The 19,539-nt window shown below is 64.6% G+C and carries 20 protein-coding genes; 6 read left to right on the top strand and 14 right to left on the bottom strand.

The genetic code is table 11. The features are described from left to right. Positions 1 to 102: 102 nt before the first annotated feature. Positions 103 to 318, top strand: a complete 216-nt coding sequence (locus tag MQW79_RS10480) for a cold-shock protein (RefSeq protein ID WP_476584431.1) — start codon at positions 103 to 105, stop codon at positions 316 to 318. Positions 319 to 403: 85 nt separating this feature from the next. Here the strand turns inward: MQW79_RS10480 and MQW79_RS10475 are convergent, their stop codons facing one another. The 6 genes from MQW79_RS10475 to kdpF are packed head-to-tail and all read right to left on the bottom strand — an operon-like array spanning position 404 to position 8,224. Then, the gene (locus MQW79_RS10475) at positions 404 to 1,084 is read right to left on the bottom strand and encodes a response regulator (protein WP_476584430.1); all 681 of its coding nucleotides are present in this window, start codon (positions 1,082 to 1,084) and stop codon (positions 404 to 406) included. 6 nt (positions 1,085 to 1,090) lie between these two features. Beyond that, on the bottom strand, positions 1,091 to 3,742 hold the full coding sequence (locus tag MQW79_RS10470; RefSeq protein WP_476584429.1) for an ATP-binding protein: 2,652 nt from the start codon (positions 3,740 to 3,742) through the stop codon (positions 1,091 to 1,093). Position 3,743: 1 nt separating this feature from the next. Next, on the bottom strand, positions 3,744 to 4,310 hold the full coding sequence (gene kdpC, locus MQW79_RS10465) for a potassium-transporting ATPase subunit KdpC (RefSeq protein ID WP_476584428.1): 567 nt from the start codon (positions 4,308 to 4,310) through the stop codon (positions 3,744 to 3,746). A 9-nt stretch (positions 4,311 to 4,319) separates the two neighbouring features. Next, positions 4,320 to 6,377, bottom strand: a complete 2,058-nt coding sequence (kdpB, locus tag MQW79_RS10460) for a potassium-transporting ATPase subunit KdpB (RefSeq protein ID WP_476584427.1) — start codon at positions 6,375 to 6,377, stop codon at positions 4,320 to 4,322. A 9-nt stretch (positions 6,378 to 6,386) separates the two neighbouring features. Beyond that, positions 6,387 to 8,096: a potassium-transporting ATPase subunit KdpA gene (gene kdpA / locus MQW79_RS10455; RefSeq protein ID WP_476584426.1), complete on the bottom strand. Its 1,710-nt coding sequence runs from the start codon at positions 8,094 to 8,096 to the stop codon at positions 6,387 to 6,389. A 14-nt stretch (positions 8,097 to 8,110) separates the two neighbouring features. Next, positions 8,111 to 8,224, bottom strand: coding sequence for a K(+)-transporting ATPase subunit F (gene kdpF / locus MQW79_RS10450; RefSeq protein WP_476584425.1), 114 nt, complete (start codon positions 8,222 to 8,224; stop codon positions 8,111 to 8,113). A 310-nt stretch (positions 8,225 to 8,534) separates the two neighbouring features. On the opposite strand from kdpF, the gene MQW79_RS10445 reads away from it, so the two are divergent. Next, positions 8,535 to 10,136, top strand: a complete 1,602-nt coding sequence (locus tag MQW79_RS10445; protein ID WP_476584424.1) for a methyl-accepting chemotaxis protein — start codon at positions 8,535 to 8,537, stop codon at positions 10,134 to 10,136. A gap of 64 nt (positions 10,137 to 10,200) precedes the next feature. Here MQW79_RS10445 and MQW79_RS10440 read toward each other — a convergent pair whose 3' ends face one another. The 3 genes from MQW79_RS10440 to MQW79_RS10430 form a co-directional block, all read right to left on the bottom strand. After that, positions 10,201 to 10,881, bottom strand: a complete 681-nt coding sequence (locus MQW79_RS10440; RefSeq protein WP_476584423.1) for an outer membrane protein — start codon at positions 10,879 to 10,881, stop codon at positions 10,201 to 10,203. Positions 10,882 to 10,984: 103 nt separating this feature from the next. Continuing rightward, positions 10,985 to 12,469, bottom strand: a complete 1,485-nt coding sequence (locus tag MQW79_RS10435; protein ID WP_476584422.1) for a sigma 54-interacting transcriptional regulator — start codon at positions 12,467 to 12,469, stop codon at positions 10,985 to 10,987. Positions 12,470 to 12,657: 188 nt separating this feature from the next. Continuing rightward, positions 12,658 to 12,834, bottom strand: a complete 177-nt coding sequence (locus tag MQW79_RS10430) for a YdcH family protein (RefSeq protein ID WP_198877988.1) — start codon at positions 12,832 to 12,834, stop codon at positions 12,658 to 12,660. A gap of 151 nt (positions 12,835 to 12,985) precedes the next feature. On the opposite strand from MQW79_RS10430, the gene MQW79_RS10425 reads away from it, so the two are divergent. The 3 genes from MQW79_RS10425 to MQW79_RS10415 all read left to right on the top strand — a co-directional run bounded on the left by MQW79_RS10425 (position 12,986) and on the right by MQW79_RS10415 (position 14,858). Beyond that, positions 12,986 to 13,201, top strand: a complete 216-nt coding sequence (locus tag MQW79_RS10425; protein WP_476584421.1) for a YdcH family protein — start codon at positions 12,986 to 12,988, stop codon at positions 13,199 to 13,201. Positions 13,202 to 13,276: 75 nt separating this feature from the next. Next, complete coding sequence (purE, locus tag MQW79_RS10420; RefSeq protein ID WP_476584420.1) at positions 13,277 to 13,768, top strand: 5-(carboxyamino)imidazole ribonucleotide mutase; 492 nt, start codon at positions 13,277 to 13,279, stop codon at positions 13,766 to 13,768. A gap of 4 nt (positions 13,769 to 13,772) precedes the next feature. Continuing rightward, a complete protein-coding gene (locus tag MQW79_RS10415) occupies positions 13,773 to 14,858 on the top strand; it encodes a 5-(carboxyamino)imidazole ribonucleotide synthase (RefSeq protein ID WP_476584419.1) in 1,086 nt (361 codons plus the stop codon). 51 nt (positions 14,859 to 14,909) lie between these two features. On the opposite strand, the gene MQW79_RS10410 is transcribed toward MQW79_RS10415, so the two are convergent. Further along, on the bottom strand, positions 14,910 to 15,602 hold the full coding sequence (locus MQW79_RS10410; protein ID WP_476584418.1) for an alpha/beta fold hydrolase: 693 nt from the start codon (positions 15,600 to 15,602) through the stop codon (positions 14,910 to 14,912). Between the two features lie 212 nt (positions 15,603 to 15,814). Between MQW79_RS10410 and rpsU the strand changes: the two genes are divergently transcribed. Next, the gene (rpsU, locus tag MQW79_RS10405; RefSeq protein ID WP_086470604.1) at positions 15,815 to 16,045 is read left to right on the top strand and encodes a 30S ribosomal protein S21; all 231 of its coding nucleotides are present in this window, start codon (positions 15,815 to 15,817) and stop codon (positions 16,043 to 16,045) included. Between the two features lie 55 nt (positions 16,046 to 16,100). Here rpsU and MQW79_RS10400 read toward each other — a convergent pair whose 3' ends face one another. The 4 genes from MQW79_RS10400 to MQW79_RS10385 form a co-directional block, all read right to left on the bottom strand. Then, positions 16,101 to 17,306, bottom strand: a complete 1,206-nt coding sequence (locus MQW79_RS10400) for a multidrug effflux MFS transporter (RefSeq protein ID WP_476584417.1) — start codon at positions 17,304 to 17,306, stop codon at positions 16,101 to 16,103. After that, positions 17,303 to 18,115, bottom strand: a complete 813-nt coding sequence (locus tag MQW79_RS10395; protein WP_476584416.1) for an alpha/beta hydrolase — start codon at positions 18,113 to 18,115, stop codon at positions 17,303 to 17,305. Before MQW79_RS10395 ends, MQW79_RS10400 begins: the two co-directional genes overlap by 4 nt. 54 nt (positions 18,116 to 18,169) lie before the next feature. Continuing rightward, complete coding sequence (locus MQW79_RS10390; protein ID WP_476584415.1) at positions 18,170 to 18,808, bottom strand: DsbA family oxidoreductase; 639 nt, start codon at positions 18,806 to 18,808, stop codon at positions 18,170 to 18,172. A 117-nt stretch (positions 18,809 to 18,925) separates the two neighbouring features. Then, positions 18,926 to 19,480, bottom strand: a complete 555-nt coding sequence (locus MQW79_RS10385) for a hypothetical protein (RefSeq protein ID WP_476584414.1) — start codon at positions 19,478 to 19,480, stop codon at positions 18,926 to 18,928. Positions 19,481 to 19,539: the final 59 nt, after the last annotated feature.

The following is a 19,539-nucleotide window of genomic DNA, read 5'->3' as shown; positions in this document are numbered from 1 at the left end:
CTCTGGCTCTCGATATGATTTGCGAACGTTTATACCCCCCGAGCATGTTGCCAAGGGGAGAATTGCTCGTTTGCATGTGCTCCGAGCCAAAAGGAAATACCTATGTCCAGAATCAACGGCACCGTTAAGTTCTTCAACACCACCAAGGGCTTCGGCTTCGTTACCCCGGAAAATGGCGGCAAGGACCACTTCGTCCACATCTCCGCCGTCCAGCGTTCGGGCGTCGACGGCCTCTACGAGAACGACAAGATCTCGTACGAACTCGAAACCGGTCGTGATGGCCGCGAGTCCGCGATCAACATCATTCTCGAAAAGTAAGTTCGGGCGCAAAGCCTGGAGTTCCGAAGGCCGCCCCAGGGCGGCCTTCGTCGTTTCCGGTGGTCGGACAGGGCGGTTGAAGCACTCAGCGCTCGACCAGCCGGTAGCCGACGCCCGCCTCATTGACGATGACGCTGCCGGCATCGTCGTTGTCGAGCTTGGCCCGCAACTGGCCGACGAGGACACGCAGATACTGCGTGTCCTGGCTATGGGCCGGGCCCCAGATGCGGCCGAGGGCAGTGGCATGGGTGACCACGCGGCCCGCATGGTCGGCCAGCAGCACCAGCAGGTCATATTCCTTGGGCGTGAGATGCACGGGATGGCCCGCGCGGGTCACGGCGCGGCGCTCGCGGTCCAGCGTCACCGCGCCAAAGGTCTGCGGCCCCGCGGCCGCGACAGACGGTGCGATGTGGCGCAGGGCGACGCGGATGCGTGCGAGCAGCTCACCAATGCCGAAGGGCTTTTCGAGATAGTCGTCGGCACCCGCATCGAGGGCTGCGATCTTTTCGGTTTCCTGGTCGCGCGCGGAGAGCACGATGATCGGAACGCTGGAAAAGGCGCGGACTGTGGTGATGACGTCCTTGCCGTCGCCATCGGGCAGGCCCAGATCGAGCACGATCAGCGCCGGAGAGCGCGTGGCAGCGAGGCGTTTGGCCATGGCCGCGGTGTCGGCAGTTTCGACCTCGAAATCCACCGCTTCGAGGGCCGGACGCAGGAAGCGCTGGATCTGCGGCTCGTCGTCGACGACGAGGATGCGGGGTTTCATCGCGGGCTATTCTCCGGCGCGGGGCAGGCGCACGATGAAGCGGGTGCCGCGCCGGCGCAAGGCCGGGCTTTCGGCGCGGATCGTGCCGCCCATGGCGGTGACGAACCCGCGGGCAATGGCAAGGCCCAGGCCCGTCCCGGCCTGGCGCCCGTCGCCCTTGGCACGGCGATAGAATTTCTCGAAAATCCGCTCGAGCTCGTCTTCGGCAATGCCCTTGCCCTGATCGGTGACGGCGATGACAATGTCCTGCGCCTCGGCACGCGCATAGACGGCCACCGGCTCTTCGCCGGCATATTTGGCGGCATTGTCGAGCAGGTTGAACAGGACCTGTTCCAGCAGCGCCGCATCGGCCGAGGCCGGCGGCAGCTCTTCGGCAAGGCTGACCTGAACCTCGAGGTCGGCATGCACGCGTTCGGCGCGGGCGACAGCGCCGGCAATGGTGGCGCCGACATCGACAAGCGACAGGCGCACCGAGGCAATGCCGGCCTCGATCCGGCTCATTTCGAACAGGTTCGAGACAAAACGGTTGAGACGATCCGATTCCTCCTCGATGGACAGGAGCAGATCGTCCCGGCTCTCCGGCGACATGCGCTCACCCAGTTGGCGCAGCGTGGTGACGGCGCCGGTAATGCTGGCCAGCGGGGTGCGCAGGTCGTGAGAGAGCGAGGAGAGCAGGGCGCCCTGAACCTTCTGGCCCTCGCGGGCCACCGAGGCGCTGGTAATCTCGCGGGTGAGGCGGGCCCGGTCGAGGGCAATTGCGGATTGCTCGATCAGGGCGTCGATGGTGCGCTGGTCGTCCTCGGAAGGCGGGCCGTCCTCGTGGCGCATGGCAAGGCCAATAACGCCCAATACGCGCTGGCCGGACTGGATGGGGCGCAGGAGATAGGGCACCTGTGGCAATGTCGCAGTGAGGAAGCCGGCGGGCTCGCGCTTGTCGGCGGCCCAGCGGGCGGCGGTCATGGCCGCGGCGTCCAGTTCCTGATCGGGTGGCCAGGTGGCGGCCATTTCAAGCTCCCCGGTTTCGTCGGGCACCAGCACGATGGTGGACCGCTTGAGGGCACCCTGCAGGTGGCTGGCAATGGTCTCGACCACCTGCTCATAGCCGAAGGCGCCCGACATCTTGCGGGCAAAGTCGAGGAGCGCCCTTGTCTGGCTGGCCTGGCGGCGGGTGCGTTCGACGCTGAGGCGCAGGCTGGCCGCCAGCTGGCCGGCGGCGAGGGCGACGACCACGAAAATGGCGAGCGAGAGCACTTCCTCGGGCTGGGCGATGGTCAGGCGCCCGGTGGGCTCGATGAAAAAGAAATTGTAGGCCAGGAAGGACAGGGCCGAGGCGATCAGCGCCGAGAACCGTCCCGCAAAAACGGCCGGCAGCAGAACGGCCGCAAGGTAGAGCATGGCCAGGTTCTGCAGGGCGACAACGGCCGAGAGGCCAAGGCCGAGCAGCGTCGTCGCGCCGACGGTCAGGACCGGCAGGGCAAAGGTGAGCAGCCATTCGGGCAGGCCACTCTTCCGTCGCCGGCGCGGCTGTGGCCTCGTGGCGGCAAGCGGCACGATATGGACGCCGATATCGCCTGCCTGCTGCAGGAGGGCGTCGGGCAGGGAAGGGCGCAGGCGGAAGCGGCGGGCGCTGCGGCCCACGATGATCTGGGTGGCGTTTTCACGCCGCGCCGCCTTGATTATGGCTTCGACGAAATCGTCACTGGTATCGCGGCGAATCTGCGCCCCAAGTCGCTCGGCCAGTTGCAGTGTGGCTTCGAGCCGATCCACGGTGGCGGCGCCGGGGGGCATGCCGTGGCTGCGCGAGAGGGTCAGCACGGTCCAACGGGCATTGAGGCCCGAGGCGAGCCGGCTGGCCTCGCGCACGAGGCGTTCGGCGCTTTCATCGCGCCCGACGCAGACAAGCAATCGCTCGCCGGTGGCCCAGGGTCCTTCGATGGCGGCCTGGCGCAGAAAATCGACCATCTGGTCGTCGACGCGGTCGGCGGCGCGGCGGAGGCTGAGTTCGCGCAGAGCGGTCAGCGTGGTGGGCTGGAAAAAGCCATCCAGCGCCCGCCCCGCATTGTCGGGCAGATAGACCTTGCCGGCTTTGAGCCGTTCGATCAGTTCGTTCGGCGGCAGATCGACCAGAATGACGTCGTCGGCCTGCTTGAGCACGATGTCGGGCACGGTTTCGCGCACCGGCACGCCGGCGATGCGGGCCACGAGATCGGAGAGGCTTTCCAGGTGCTGTATATTGAGCGCGGTCCAGACGTCGATGCCCGCGCCGATCACTTCGGCAATGTCCTGGTGGCGTTTGGGGTGGCGCGCGCCCTCGGGGTTGGAATGGGCCAGTTCGTCGACGATCAGCAGTTGCGGGCGGCGGGCGAGGGCCGCGTCGAGGTCGAGCTCGCCATAGGCCCCGGCGCCATTGGCGCGCGGCAGGGTTTCAAGCCCTTCGGCCAGGTGAGCCGTTTCCGAGCGACCATGGGTTTCGACCAGGCCGATGACCACGTCCTGGCCCTTGGACTTGAGGGCCCGGGCGCGCTCGAGCATGGCATAGGTCTTGCCCACACCGGGCGCCATGCCCAGGAAGATGGTGAGCTTGCCGCGCTTTTCGCGCGAGGCAAGCTGCAGCAAGACCTCGGGGTCGGGCCGATTTTCGTTTGCAGCCAGGGTCATTCTACCTCGCCGGAGGCGTCTCCTGATCGAGCGCCAGATTGAGCGCGAGCAGGTTGATGCGGGGTTCGCCGAATATACCGAAGACGGGCCGCTCCGTCATGCGATCAACAATGGCCTGCAGCGCGGCGGGTTCCACAGTGCGGGCGGCGGCAACGCGCTCGACCTGCCGGGCGGCATTTTCCGGCGTGATATGCGGGTCGAGCCCTGATCCGGAGGCAGTGGCGGCGTCGGCCGGCAAAGTGGGTGAACCGGATGCCGCAATGGTTGCGGCGGTGCGCTCGACCAGCCTTGCATCGGTGGGACCGAAATTGGAGCCGCTGGAGGCGCCGGCATTGTAGGGCTCGGGTCCGGTCGCCGACGGCCGCGACCAGAAATAGTGCGGCGCCGTGAAGGACTGGCCGATCAGCGCCGAGCCGACAAGCACGCCGTCGCGCTCGACCCGGCTGCCATTGGCCTGATCCGGAAAAACGGCCTGGCCGATACCGGTCATGGCAAGTGGATAGGCAATGCCGGTCAGGAGCGTGAAGGCAAGGGTCAGCACGATGGCGGGGCGAAGCTGATTGATCATGATGAACTCCTAGATGATGCCCAGCGCCACGACGGCCATGTCCACCAGCTTGATGCCGAGGAAGGGGGCGACGAGCCCGCCAAGGCCATAGACCAGCAGATTGCGGCCCAGCAGCGCCGCGGCGCCGACCGCACGGTATGTGACGCCGCGAAGGGCCAGCGGGATCAGCGCCACGATGATGATGGCGTTGAAGATGACGGCCGAGAGAATGGCCGATTGCGGGGAGGTGAGGCCCATGATGTTGAGGGCGTTGAGGCCCGGATAGTTGGCCACGAACAAAGCCGGGATGATGGCGAAATACTTGGCCACGTCATTGGCGATGGAGAAGGTGGTCAGCGCACCGCGCGTCATCAGGATCTGCTTGCCGATTTCGACGATCTCGATGAGCTTGGTGGGGCTGGAACCGAGGTCCACCATATTGCCCGCCTCGCGCGCGGCCTGGGTGCCCGATTGCATGGCGACGCCGACATCGGCCTGGGCCAGAGCGGGCGCGTCATTGGTGCCGTCGCCGCACATGGCCACGAGCCTGCCGCCGGTCTGTTCGCGGCGGATGTAGTCGAGCTTTTCTTCCGGCGTGGCCTCGGCGATGAAGTCATCGACCCCGGCTTCCGAGGCGATGGCGGCGGCCGTGACCGGATTGTCGCCGGTGACCATGACGGTGCGGATACCCATGGCCCGCAGGGCCGTAAAGCGCTCCTTGATGCCGGGCTTGACCACGTCCTTGAGGTGCACGACGCCCAGCAGCTGGTCGGCTTCGGCCACGGCCAGTGGGGTGCCGCCGGAGCGGGCAATGGTATCAACCGCCCTGTTGAAATCGGCGCCGGCCTGGGCCTTGTCGAGGCCGACAAAGCGCAGCACGGCATCCACCGCCCCCTTGCGGATGCGGCGGCCTTCGACATCGACGCCGGAGAGGCGCGTCTGGGCCGAGAAGGGAATGAAGGTCGTGGCCCGGGCAGCGTGAACCGGCTCGGTCACGCGATAGTCGTCGCGGGCCAGGGCCACGATGGAGCGGCCTTCGGCGGTCTCGTCGGCAAGGCTGGCCAGCAGCACGGCCTCGGCCAGGTTCTGCTCCTTGATCCCGTTCACGGGGATGAACTCTGAGGCCATGCGATTGCCGAAGGTGATGGTACCGGTCTTGTCGAGCAGCAAGGTGTCGACGTCGCCGGCCGCCTCCACGGCGCGGCCGGACGTCGCCACGACATTGAAGCGGATCAGCCGGTCCATGCCGGCAATGCCGATGGCCGAGAGCAGGCCGCCAATGGTGGTGGGGATCAGCGTCACCAAGAGGGCGGCCAGGACCGCAACCGGCAGTTCGGTGCCCGAATAGGCGGCGAGGCCATAGAGCGTCACGACGACTATCATGAAGATCAGGGTAAGGCCCGAAAGCAGGATCGAGAGCGCAATCTCGTTGGGGGTCTTGTGCCGCCGGGCGCCCTCGATGAGCCCGATCATGCGATCAACGAAACCCTCGCCCGGCCGCGTGGTGATGCGCACCTTGAGCCAGTCGGAAATCACCTCCGTGCCGCCGGTCACGGCCGAGCGGTCGCCACCGGCCTCGCGGATGACGGGGGCACTCTCCCCGGTAATGGCGCTTTCGTTGACCGAGGCAACGCCTTCGATGACCTCGCCATCGCCAGGGATGATGTCGTTGACTTCGACGATGACGACGTCCCCGACCCTAAGACTTGCGGCAGGGATGACTTCGGATGCGCGGTCGCCGGCCCTTTCGGGGAAAAGCAGCTTCTTGGCGATGAGGTCGGTCTTGGATCGCCGCAGGCTCTCGGCCTGTGCCTTGCCCCGGCCCTCGGCGACGGCCTCGGCAAATGTCGCGAAGAGCACCGTGAACCAAAGCCAGAGCGCGATCTGGCCTGAAAAGGCCACGCTCTCATTGCCGGTGACCACATCCTCGATGACGACAGCGGTGACCAGGATCGCCACGATCTCGGTGACGAAGATCACCGGATTGCGGATCAACTGGCGCGGGTCGAGTTTTGCGACGGCGTCACGCAGTGCCGGCAGAAGGATGGACGGACTGAAGACGGAAACGGGTTTGGCTGATGTGGACATGAGACGTTCCTAGAAACTCTGGCCGGCGAGCATGGCGAAATGCTCGGCAATCGGTCCGAGAGCGAGGGCGGGGAAGAATTGCAGGCCGCCCATGATGAGGATGATGCCGATGAGAAGGCCGACAAACAGTGGCCGGTCGGTGGGGAAGGTCCCGGATGAGACGGGCACGCGCGGCTTTGCGGCCAGCGATCCGGCAATGGCCAGGACCGGCACGATATAGGCGAAGCGCCCCAGCAGCATGGCCATGCCAAGGGTGGTGTTGTACCATTGCGTATTGCCGGTCAGGCCCCCGAAGGCCGAGCCGTTATTGCCGGCTGCCGAGGTGAAGGCATAGAGGATTTCGCTGAGGCCATGAGGGCCCGCCGTCAGGATCGAGCTGACCCCAAAAGTGGCGGTGGCCGAGATGGCGGTGAAGCCCAGAATGGCCAGCGGCAGGATGAGAATGGCCAGCATGGCCAGCTTCATCTCGCGCGCCTCGATCTTCTTGCCCAGGAATTCCGGGGTGCGGCCGACCATGAGGCCAGAAACGAAAACGGCGAGAATGGCAAAGACCACCATGCCGTAAAGACCCGATCCGACGCCGCCGGGCAGAACTTCGCCAAGCTGCATGAGGAACATGGGCACCATGCCGCCCAAGGGAGTGAGCGAGGTGTGCATGGCGTTGACGCCACCATCGGAAAGGCCGGTGGTCACGGCGGCATAGAGCGCGGTCATGGCCTGGCCGAAGCGGACGTCCTTGCCTTCCATATTGCCTTGAAACGCCTCGACGCCCACAGCATGGAGCAGCGGATTGCCCGCGGTTTCGGCCCAATAGACCCCGCCGATACCTGATGTGAGCAGGACCATGGTGACCGCGATCAGCGCCCAGCCCTGGCGGCGGCTGCCAACCAGCTGGCCGAAGCTGTAGACCAGGGCCAGCGAGATCGAGAGCATGGCTGTTATGTTGAGGTAGTTCGAAAAGGCATTGGGGTTCTCGAACGGGTGGGCGGCGTTGACGTTGAAGAAGCCGCCGCCATTGGTGCCGAGCTGCTTGATGGCCTCCTGGCTGGCAACCGGGCCGGTGGCAATGGTCTGATGGCCGCCCTCGATGGTGGTGGCGACGAAACCGGCATCGAGCGTCTGCGGCAGGCCGAGCGCCACGAAGGCCAGCGCGACGGCAATGGCCAGGGGCAGCAGCACATAGAGGGTGGCGCGGGTCATATCGAACCAGAAATTGCCCAGCTCGGACACGTTCGAGCGGGCAAAGGCGCGGGTCAGTGCGATGGCCACGGCCATGCCTGACGCGGCCGACAGGAAGTTCTGCACCGTGAGGCCGGCCATCTGGCTGAAATGGCTCAGCGTGGTTTCGCCACCGTAGTTCTGCCAGTTGGTATTGGTGACAAAACTGACTGCGGTGTTGAAGGCCAGATCCGGCGGCATGCCGGCAAAGCCCTGCGGGTTGAGCGGCAGAAACTGCTGCAGGCGCAGCATGGCATAGAGCGCCGCAAAGCCGGCAAGGCTGAAGGCCAGGACGGCCATGGTGTAGACGAGCCAGGACTGTTCCCTGTCCGGGCCAATGCCGGCCAGGCGGTAAAGGCCCCGTTCGATCGGGACGAGGATTGGCGAGAGCCAGGTGCGCTCTCCGGCAAAGACGCGGGCCATGTAGAGCCCGAGTGGCTTGGTCAGCAAAAGGACTGCGATCAGCACGAAGCCGATCTGCAGCCATCCGGTAGTGGTCATGGGACGTCTCCGGCTCAGAACCGCTCCGGACGCAGCAGCGTCAGGAGGAGATAGGCGGCCAGGCCTAGGGCGATGGCAAAGGCGAAGATCAGCATGGAATCCTCACAGCCGGTTGAGCGCCAGCGCATAGGCCGCGAGCAAAGCAAGCGTGCCGGCGCCGAGCAGAATGAACAGGAAATCGAGCATGGCTTGAGCCTCCAAAGTGGAGCCTCGCTATGCGCCCTCCTGCCGTGAGGTTTCCATTCGGAATGGGCCGGGACGGCGTAAGGATTTCATAAGGAACGGCCGGGCGGGCAGGGGTGCGTGTTCGTGTTCCGGGGCTCGTGCGGGAACGCAAAATTAACCAAGACGTATCAGTTTCCAGTCTTGATTGATCCAGATCAAGATGGACGACTTGCCGGTGGATCATAGGGCCTGAAACGTAGCGGAAGCACCCTCTTGACCACTCCCAGTTCCCACGATCAGCTGCAGTCGCGGCTGGATTTTGTTCACCTCGACGCGGCGGCGCGCGCGCGTCTGGCGCGTATCCAGCCTCAGATCGAGAAACATCTCGGACCGGCGCTCGAACGCTTTTATGCCCATATCGCCACCGTGCCCGAAGTGGCGCAGTTCTTTGATGGCAAGGGGCAAATGAATCGCGCCCAGGGCAAGCAGGTGGAGCACTGGCAGGCGATCGCCTCCGGCCAGTTCGACGCCGACTATTACGAGGCCAGCAGCAAGGTGGGGCTGGTGCATGCGCGGATCGGGCTCGAACCGCGCTGGCATATCGGGGGCTATGGCCTCATCATGGAAACGCTGATCAGCGGCATTGTGGCTGACTGCATGGCCGAAACCCTCAAGCCCACCAGGGGGCGCTTCGGGCGCATGGTGCCGCGTGAGCCGGCCGAGGTCATGGCCGATGTTGCCGAGATGACAGCTTCGCTGGTCACGGTCATCAAGGCCATCATGCTCGACATCGATATCGGCATTTCGGCCTATTTCGACCGGCTGACGCATGATGCCCACAATGCCGAACTGGCGGCGCAGCAGAAGATTCGCTCGGCGGTCACGGCGACCGGCGCCGTGCTTCAGGATGTGGCGCGGGGTGACCTCACCACCAGGGTAACGGCAGAGCTTGACCCCGAATTCGACCAGATCAAGCAGGACACCAATGGTGTGTCGGAGCGCCTGGGCACCATGGTGCGGCAGCTTCAGCACACCTCGCGTGCGCTCAAGACCGCGACCGGAGAAATCCTCTCGGGCGCCAACGATCTGGCTGATCGCACCACAAGGCAGGCCGCTTCCATCGAACAGTCGAGCGCAGCCATCGAGCATCTGACCACCGCCGTGGCCGACAATGCCCGCCGCGCCGCGACAGCTAGCCAGAAGGCCCGCAGCGTGGCCGAGAGCGCCACCAGCGGCGGGCAGGCGATAACCGCCGCCACAGGGGCAATGGGCGCCATCGAAGCGTCGTCGTCCAAGATTTCCAACATTATCGGGCTGATCGACGACATCGCCTTCCAGACCAATCTGCTGGCCCTCAATGCTTCGGTGGAAGCGGCGCGCGCGGGTGAAGCAGGGAAAGGCTTTGCCGTCGTGGCCGTGGAAGTGCGGCGGCTTGCGCAGTCAGCCGCGCAGGCATCCTCGGACGTCAAGGCGCTGATAGAGACCAGCGCCAACGAGGTGCGCAACGGCACCCAGCTCGTCTCGCGCGCTGCCGAAGTGCTGCTCGACATTCTCGCCGGGGCCGAGGACAGTGCCGTGCTGATCGACACCATCGCCCAGGCCAATCGCGAACAGGCCGTGTCGCTTGAGGAAGTGTCCGTGGCCGTGCGGCAGATGGACGAAATGACCCAGCACAATGCGGCTCTGGTGGAACAGACCAATGCCGCCATCGAGCAGACCGAGGCCGAGGCCACCGAGCTCGACCGCATCGTCGAGGTCTTCCAGGTCGACGGCTCGGTGCCGGCGGAGACGGTCCGCCGGCCACAGCAGGCCCGCCGGGCAGTGCCGCGCGCTCTCGGCAACACCGCCCTGTCGGCGGATTGGGACGCCTTCTAAAAATGCAGCGACGCTGCTCCCGGTGGGAACAGCGCCGCCTTTGTCTTCGGCGCTGGGCCGGGGCCTAGAACTTGTAGTTCAGGCCCGCGCGGACCACCGAGAAGCGCTGGCCGATGTCGCGATCGCCGACGGAGGGCAGGCCGTTATAGGGCTGGGTGCCGAGGTCGACATAGAGATATTCCGCCTTGAACGACAGGTTGGTCGTGGCCTGGGCCTCGAGACCCACGCCGGCCGTCCAGCCGAAATGGTTGGCGGTCCTGGTGGAGGTGATGCCCGTGTCGACGGTGGCCGAGCCACGGCCATAGGCAACGCCGAGGGTGGCATAGGGCATGACCTGGCCGATCGGGACACCGGCTCTGGCGCGTAGCGTGCCGAAGAAGTCGGTCTTTGCCTCGAAGGTGCCGCCGGCGATGTTTTCCTGATAGCCGATATTGGCCCATTGCAGGTCGCCTTCGCCGCCCAGCACGAAGCCACCCATATCCATGTTGTAGCCGGCCTGGCCGCCCAGGGTCCAACCCGAGGCATTGTTGTCGGTGACGCCACCGGCGAGAGCCGGGGTGTTAACCGTGGTGCCCCAGGCATAGCCGCCGCTGACGCCGGCATAAAATCCGGTCCACTGGGCAACGCTGGTCGGCGAATAGATCGGCGAGGGGCTGGCAGTGTTGCCCCAGGCATTGAGGTCGGCGGCCTGTGCGTTAGCCGAGGCCAGCAGCAGGGCGGAAAGGGCGATAAGGGACAGTCTCATGATGGCCTCGTCGTTAAGTTCAAGGCGCAAATTGCCGCCAATCCCTTAACGGCTCGGTAAGGAACAAGGTTAACGCGTGCAGTTTGCGAAATGGCCTTGTCTCTCAGGCCGCGTCGTTGATGAGCCCCTCGGCCATGCCGTATTCATGCAGCTTGCGATAGAGGGTCGAGCGGCCGATGCCGAGGGCACGGGCGACCCGCGACATGCGTCCGCCGTGATGGGCGATGGCAAAGGCTATGGCCTCGCGTTCGATATCAGCCAGGGCATGCAGCTCGCCGCTGTCGGACAGGAATCTGTCCCTCGTCGGCAGGGCCTCGGGCTCGGGACGCTGTCGGGCGACGGCAGCGTCGATATGCACGGGCTGGCTGGGCGCGGGGAGCTTCTCGACCGCACGCAAGGCCTCTTCGCGACCGGCCGACTGGGCGATGATCTGCGGGAAATCCTGGGTTTCGAGGAACGGTCCGTCGCTGAGGACGATGGCCCGATAGACGGTATTTTCGAGCTGGCGGACATTGCCCGGCCAGTCATAGGCGTTGAGCAGGTCCATGACTGATGCCGAAGCGCCCAGCACGCGCTTGCCGGCCTCGGCCGAGAAGCGGGCGATGAAATGGTCGACCAGGGCCTGCAGATCTTCCCGGCGCTCGCGCAGGGGCGGCACGTAGATGGGAAAGACATTGAGGCGATAGAACAGATCTTCGCGGAACTCGCCTGACTTGGCGAGATTGAGCAGACGCCGGTTGGTGGCCGAGATCACCCGCACATTGACCTTTTCGGGACGCGTCGCGCCGACCGGCTCGATCTCGCCCTCCTGCAATGCCCGCAGCAGCTTGACCTGGGTCTCGAGCGGCAGCTCGCCCACTTCGTCGAGAAACAGGGTGCCGCCATGGGCCTCGGCGAATTTGCCGATCTGGTCGGCATGGGCGCCGGTAAAGGCCCCCTTCTTGTGGCCGAACAGCACCGACTCCACCAGATTGGGCGGGATGGCGCCGCAATTGACGGTGATGAAAGACTTGCCGGCGCGTTCGCCGGTGCCCTGGATGATGCGGGCGATCAGTTCCTTGCCGACGCCGGTCTCGCCTTCGATCAGCACGGGAATGGTGCTCTTGGCGGCTTTGGCGCAGAGGGTGATGACCCGCGCCATGCTGGGTGCCGAGGCGATCATGTCCTTGCGCGAGAACGTGCCGGCCCTGCGCGCCTGCTCGGAGCGGATGGCGGCTTCGAGCGCGTCAAGCTTCATGGCATTGCGCAGCGAGATGACGAGACGTTCGGGTGAAACCGGCTTGACGAAATAGTCGGCCGCGCCCTGGCGCATGGCGGTGACGACGGTTTCGAGCGAGGCATTGGCGGTCTGGATGATGACAGGGGTGGTCAGACCCTCCTTGCGCATGATTTCCATGACCGACATGCCATCGAGATCGGGCATGACCAGATCGAGGATCATGGCGCCAAGCTGGTTGTCCTGGCGCAGGATGTCGAGCGCCTGCTCGCCGCCCGTAGCGGTGATCGGCTTGAAGCCGGCCCGGTTGGCAATCTCTGCGGTCAGCCGCAATTGCACCGGATCATCATCCACCACCAGAACACGCGTCATAGGGCCCAAAACCTCTGTCTACTGGCACGAATCGTGTTGTGCCGTTTTGGGATAAACGATGCCCCCGGCTCCTTAAGAGGATGTTAAGCCTACCGAATTTTGCACGCGATCGGCCGAGTAAGGGCATGAAAAAGGGCCGCGGCAAAAGCCGTGACCCTCCAGAACGTTCGATGATTATCTGTGCTGCCTTATTGCCGCGTGGCGCCCTGGAGCTTGTAGAGTTCGTCCTTCACCTCGAGCTTCTTCCGCTTCAGCGCTGATACCATCAGGTCGTCGGCCTGCCTGTTTTGCATTTCCGACTGGATCATCCGGTCCAGTTCCTGATGGCGCCTTTCCAGCGCTGCGATGTGGCCTTCAGTCGTCATGACAAGTCCTTTCCGCGTGTTGGACAAAGGTATCGTCACAAATATTTCATGCTTTGTCGACGCCCGATTCCGGGTCGTCGAAATTCAGATGCAAAACTCTCTGTGATGGGCTAACCAAGAGATAATCGATGCCTCTTTGCGCCGGTCACCCATGTTGCAGTTGAACAAGGAACAGGAAGCCCAGCTGGGGCTGGAACTGGCGACAAAACGTCAGGAACACTCGGACCTTGACGCTGCCATCCACACCTTGCTGCAATCGCAGATGGCCGACCGGATGCTGATCCAGCGCCTCAAAAAGCGGAAGCTTTCGCTCAAGGATCGGATCGTCCAGCTGGAGAATATTCTCTTGCCCGACATCATCGCCTGACGTTTCTGGCTGCCTTGAGTTGTGGCGAGAATTGGGCTAATTGCGCGCTTTGCGGAGCGGCACGGGGGAATCGCCATGCTCAAGCCACCGGTCGCCATCGTCATGGGCAGCCAATCGGACTGGCCCACCATGCGGCTGTGTGCCGAAACCCTCGAAAATCTGGGCGTGGAATATGAGGCGCGCATCGTTTCTGCGCATCGCACGCCCGAGCGCATGGTGGATTTCGCCACCAATGCCCGCGCCGAGGGGATCAGGATCATCATTGCCGGCGCCGGCGGGGCCGCACATCTCCCCGGCATGATCGCATCCATGACCTCGCTGCCGGTCTTCGGGGTGCCGGTGCGCTCCAAGGCGCTCAATGGTCTCGACAGTCTCTATTCCATCGTGCAGATGCCCGGCGGTATTCCGGTGGGGACGCTGGCCATCGGCGAGCCCGGCGCCATCAATGCGGCGCTGCTTGCCGCTTCCGTGCTGGCCCTCAATGATGAGGACCTGGCCGAGCGGCTCGATGCGCATCGCGCCCGCCAGACCCAGTCCGTGCCCCAGTTCCCGTCCGACCTCGAGTAGTACCTTGACCGACACGTCCACGATCCTTGCTCCCGGCTCCACCATCGGCATCCTGGGCGGGGGGCAGTTGGGCCGCATGCTGGCACTGGCGGCGGCAAAGCTTGGTCTTAAAAGTCACATCTATTGCCCGGATCCGCAGAGCCCGGCCTTCGATGTGACACCGCTGAAGACCGTCGCCGCCTATGAAGACGTCGAGGCGCTGAAGGCCTTTGCCGCGCAGGTCGATGTCGTCACCTATGAGTTCGAGAATGTCCCGGCGGCCACGGCCGAAGTGCTGGCCGGCATAAAACCGCTCCGGCCCGGCGCCAATGCCCTGGCCATTTCGCAGGACCGCCTCCTCGAAAAGGGCTTTCTCGCGTCCAAGAATATTCCCGTCGCGCCGTACCGTGCCGTGCACAGCCTCGACGACCTCAACCAGGCCGTGGCCGAGCTGGGGCTGCCGGCTGTGCTCAAGACCACGCGGCTTGGTTATGACGGCAAGGGGCAGCGGGTGCTGCGCGAGCCGGAAGATGCGGAAGGGGCCTTCAATGAATTGAAGCCGCATCCGCTGGTGCTCGAAGGCTTCGTGCCCTTCGAAAAGGAAATCTCGGTGGTGGTGGCGCGCGGGCTCGATGGCACGGTGCGCGCCTTCGACGCGGCCGAGAATGTACATCGCCATCATATTCTCTATACCTCGACCGTGCCGGCCAATGTGCCACCGGGCATCGAGAAGCATGCTGCCATGCTGGCCAAGGTCATTGTCGTGGCGCTCGACTATGTGGGCGTGCTGGGCGTGGAGTTCTTCGTCACCGGCGGCGAGAAGCCGGGCCTGCTGGTCAACGAGATCGCGCCGCGCGTGCATAATTCCGGGCACTGGACCGAGGCGGTATGTCTCACCGACCAGTTCGAACAGCATATCCGCGCCATTGCCGGGTGGCCGCTCGGCGACCCGCGCCGCATGGCCGATGTGGTGATGCAGAACCTTGTCGGCGACGAGGTGGACATTGTCCCCACTGGCCTAGACGGCGACACGCAACCGCATCTTTATGGCAAGGCGGAAGCAAGGCCGGGCCGGAAAATGGGGCATATCAATAAGATCGTGCGGGGCTGAGCCCTCCCGGAGCCCCCTTCTCCCCTTAGGGGAGAAGGAAAGGCAGGCTCTCTATCTTCCCAGCCACCTTTGCATCGCCTCGACCACCGGCGCCGGGTTCTCCATCGTCGGCAGATGCGCTGCATCAGGAAAGGTCACCAGCTCTGCACCCGCAATGCCAGCGGCCATTTCCTCGGCCAGTTCTGGCGGGGTCATCTTGTCCAGGACTCCGACGCCGACCAGGGTGGGAACGGCAATATCCTTCAGATGCGGCACGGAATCGATCCTGTTCATGATCGCCTTCTGCTGGCGAATGTAGGCGTCAGGTCCCACGCGTTCGGACATGGCCTGCACGTCCTCGGCCAGCGGCGTGCCCAGGTGATGCGGGGCAACGAGCTGGCCAAGCAGGCCCCTGGACACACCGATGAACTTGCCCTGGCCAATCATCTCGATGCCCTTGCGGCGGGTTTCGCGGCGCTCCTCGGTATCCGCACGGGCCGAGGTGTCGAACAGGGCCAGATGGGTGACGCGCTGAGGTGCCTGGCGCATGATTTCGAGGGCGACATATCCACCCATGGAGAGGCCCGCCATGGCAAAGCGCTCGGGCGCGGCGGCAAGGGTCCTTGCGGCCATGGCGGCGATGGAATCGTCGAGCCTCAGATCCGCCACCATGGGCGCAATGCTGCCCGAGAGGCCATCGATGACGTCGCGCCACAGCCGCTGATCGCAGATGAGTCCGGGCAGGAAGACGACGGGCTGATACATGGTGCTCTCCGTTGCTGGGCGGAACAGGGGTAGCCGGGGAGTCGAAAACCCACAAGATGCCTGCATTTTTCATGCGGCCAGTGTGGACAGGTGCAGATTGATGGGCTATAGAGCCCGCCACGGTGACCGGTTCAGCTGGTCGGCGGGGTGGCCATTTGGCCGCAACGCTTCCATCCACACAGATTGCATAGCTTTGAAAGGGCGGTTGACCTTTGCAAGTAGTCGTTCGCGATAACAATGTTGACCAGGCGCTGCGCGCACTGAAGAAGAAGCTGCAGCGCGAAGGCGTTTTCCGCGAAATGAAGCTGCGCAACTATTACGAGAAGCCCTCTGAGAAGAAGGCTCGCCAGAAGGCCGAGGCCGTGCGCCGCGCCCGCAAGCTGGCCCGCAAGCGCGCTCAGCGTGAAGGCGGTATCGTTGCCGCTCCGGGTCGTCCGAGCTAAGACGCGCGCCAACAGCGTGAAGAATTTGACGCCGTCCCTCGCGGGGCGGCGTTTTCTATTGCCCGGGATAGAGGCGCCGGTGCAGCAGCGCAGTGGCAATGCCTGATGCGGCCAGGAGCGGCAGCAGCGTCGAGATGGCCTGCCGGGCGTCGGGAAACAGCGAGATGGCGAGCAGCGAGGCGACAAAGCCGCCACCCATCTGGAAGAAACCGGTCAGCGCCCCCGCCGAGCCGGCAATGTGCCCATAGCGCGCCATGGCGCTGGCGGTGGCGCTGGGGCCGATGGCGGCCAGCGCCAGCATCCAGAGGCTTACCGGCGCCATGGTGGCCAGCACCGCATCGGGGAAAAGCCGGGGCAGTACCGCAAAGCCGAGCCCGCCCAGAGCCAGGAAGACCAGTCCCAAAAGGATCAGTTTCGGACCATCGAGATTGCGCGCCAGCCGGCCCGCCAGCACGTTGCCCGTGATGAAGGAGCCCGTCTGGATCAGCATGGCCATCGCGAACTGGAACGGCGTCAGCCCGATGGCATCGATGAGAATGAAGGGCAGCAGCGCCGAGAATCCATAGAAGCCGCCGAAGGCCATGGCCAGGACCAGAGCGGGCAGCAGGAAATCGGGCGCGGCCAGGAGACGCCCGTAATTGGCGAGGATCGTGCCGGGATTGAGAGGCGTGCGCGCAGTTTCCGGCAGGGTCTCACGGGCGCCGAAACTGAGCAGCGCGATGATGGCGAGACCAAATCCCGCCATGACCAGGAACATCAGGTGCCACGACCCAAGGAGCAGGATGATACTGCCCAGGGTGGGGGAGATGGCCGGGGCCACGGTAAGGATCAGGTTGACCATGGTGAGGATGCGGATGGCATCCATGCCGACGAACTGGTCACGCACCATGGCGCGCGACAGCGCGACGCCCGCCGAAACGCCAAAGCCCTGCAGCAGGCGTCCCAGCAACAGCACTTCCAGGGTCGGCGCGAAGGCGCCGACCAGCGAGCCCAGCACATAGATGGCAAAGAAGCCAATGCCCACCCAGCGGCGGCCGAACCGGTCCGACAGGGGGCCGCAGATCAGCTGCGAGAGGGCAAAGGCGGCAAAATAGACGCTCATGGTCAGCTTGCCGCCGGCATCCGACGTGGCAAGGTCGGTCACCATGGAGGGAAGGGCCGGACCGTAGAGCGTCAGGCTCAGCGGCCCGGTCGTGACCATGAGGCCACCGATAATGGCGGTGCGCCGGGGCGACATGCCCAGCATGCGGGGCGGTTTCACGGGCCAGCTGCTGCCTTGAAGAAAGGTTCGGCACGGCTCCAGATGCCGGCATCCCAGAGATCGGAATGGTCGGCACCTTCGACGATCCAGAGCTCGGCCGGATTGGGGGCGAGGGCATGGAGCCGCTCGCCATTGGTGACGCCGATGGTGCGGTCGGCCGTGCCGTGGGCCACGAGGACCGGCTCGGTCACATCCTTGATCCAGAGATCGTTGCGGAACTGGTCTTGCATGACGAGGCTTACCGGCAGGATGGGGTAGCGCTCGGCGGCGACCGTAACGGCCGAGAGAAAGGGCGTTTCGAGCAAGAGGGCGGCAGCATCGCGCTGGCTGGCGACATAGGTCGCGGGACCCGAGCCCAGTGAACGACCCCAGATCAGGATCGGGCCATCGACCTGGTTATCGAGCCAGTCATAGGCGGCAATGGCGTCGGTCAGGATATTGGTCTCCGAGATTTCGCCGGGCGAGGCGGGAAAGCCGCGATAGTCGAAGGCGAGAAAGCCATAGCCGTCGGCGACGAACTGCTCGTAGCGCTCATGTTCTTCCGAAAAGCTCTTGGAATTGCCCTTGTAGTAGAGAATGACCGGCTTGCCGGACGCCGGGGGCTGGTACCAGCCGTTGACCACGGAGCCGTCGCTGGCAATCGCCACATCCTGGGCGTCGGCCAGGTCTGTATCCGACAGCGAGAAAACCTCGCCCTGAGCGCTGTACTGCAGCGCGCGCTGGTTGAAATACATATAGGCGACGACGCCCCCGTAACCGGCAATGACCAAGAGGAGGAGGGCGAGCAGCAGGCGGGAAAGCAGTTTCAACAGACGAATCCTGACAGGGCTGGACGCGCCACCATAGCAGGTGGCGCATTGGTGTCAGAGTTCGGAAATGGTCTTCTCGAGCGCCTGGGCAAAGACCTCGTCGGGCTGGGCGCCCGAGAGGGCATACTTCTCGCCGAAAACGAAGAAGGGTACGCCGCGAATGCCCTGCTGGGCGGCGCTGGTGGCCAGCTGCGCGGTGATGTCGAGTTCGGTCTGGTCGTTAATGGCATCGAGCGCATCCCCGCGATCCCAGCCAAAGTCGGCGGCAATGTCGACCAGCACATTGTCGTCATTGATCTGGCGATGGCCAAGGAAATAGGCCTCGGCAATGGCATTGGCCAGTTCGTGCTGGTTGCCATTGGCCTTGGAGAGCCGGGTCAACGTATGGGCCTTGGCGGTATTGAACATGCGCGGCTGCTGGCTGAGGTCGAGCGTGATGCCGGCCTTGGCTGCCTCGCCCTCGACGCGGGCCCACATTTCCTTTGGATCCCGCCCATATTTCTCGGCCAGCATCTGCCCCACATCGACGCCTTCGGGCGGGACGCTGGGATCGAGATAGAAGGGGTGGTTTTCCACCTCCACCTCGACATCGTCGGGCAGGTTGGCGAGCGCAGAATCGAGTCGCGCCGAGCCGACCAGACACCAGGGGCAGACCACGTCGGTGAAAACGTCGATCTTGAGCAGCTTGGGCATGATGCACTCCGAAACGAAAACCTCCCGTCCAGATGGCTTTCCGGACGAGAGGTGGCAAGAGGGTACCTGGAGGTAACCGTGGGACGGTACCGGGGTAGTCGCCCGACGCTGGAATGGTCAGGCGGCGGGCGCCGCGTGGTGGGCCTGCATCAGGGCAAAGGGCGGAGCATAGGCGGCGGCAATAACCAGACCCATGACGGAGCTGAGGCCGACAACGGCCAGCATCGGTGCCATCAGCCAGCCGGCCAGCGGCGACGTGGCCCCGACGCGGGTCGCTGTGGCGATCGCCAGCAGGAATAGGCTGGTGCACAGGATGCTGAGGCTCAGCGAGTCGAGCGGCGGGGTGATGAAGGGCAGGGCGATATAGGCGGCGATCAGGGCCACCAGCCAGTAGCGGCCGCTCGCATGCAGGTCGCGCTGCGTCAGCGCCCAATAGGCGCTCCCCAGGAGAGCAAGCTGCACAAGATGCGCCACGGCGCCGAACCAACCCGGCAGGCCAAACGGCGAAAAGTAGAGCGGAAGAATGCCGAGCGCTTCACCGCCCAGATTGGCGAGGCCGAACAGGCCGACGGGCAGGCCGGTCAGGGCGAAAAAGGCGAGGATGCTGTCGCGCTTGCCGCGGGTCGCGGCGTGGTCGTGGCGGGCAATGTCGAAGCTTGCAGTGGTGGCCATCGAACGGCTCCCAGTGTCGTTTTGTTGCCAGAACAATCCCCCGACGCGGTAACAGGTTC

It is taken from the genome of Devosia sp. Micro-HW1, from assembly GCF_056341075.1.
The sequence above is the reverse complement of the archived record's forward strand: the minus strand, read 5'-3'. Positions and strand labels throughout refer to the sequence as shown.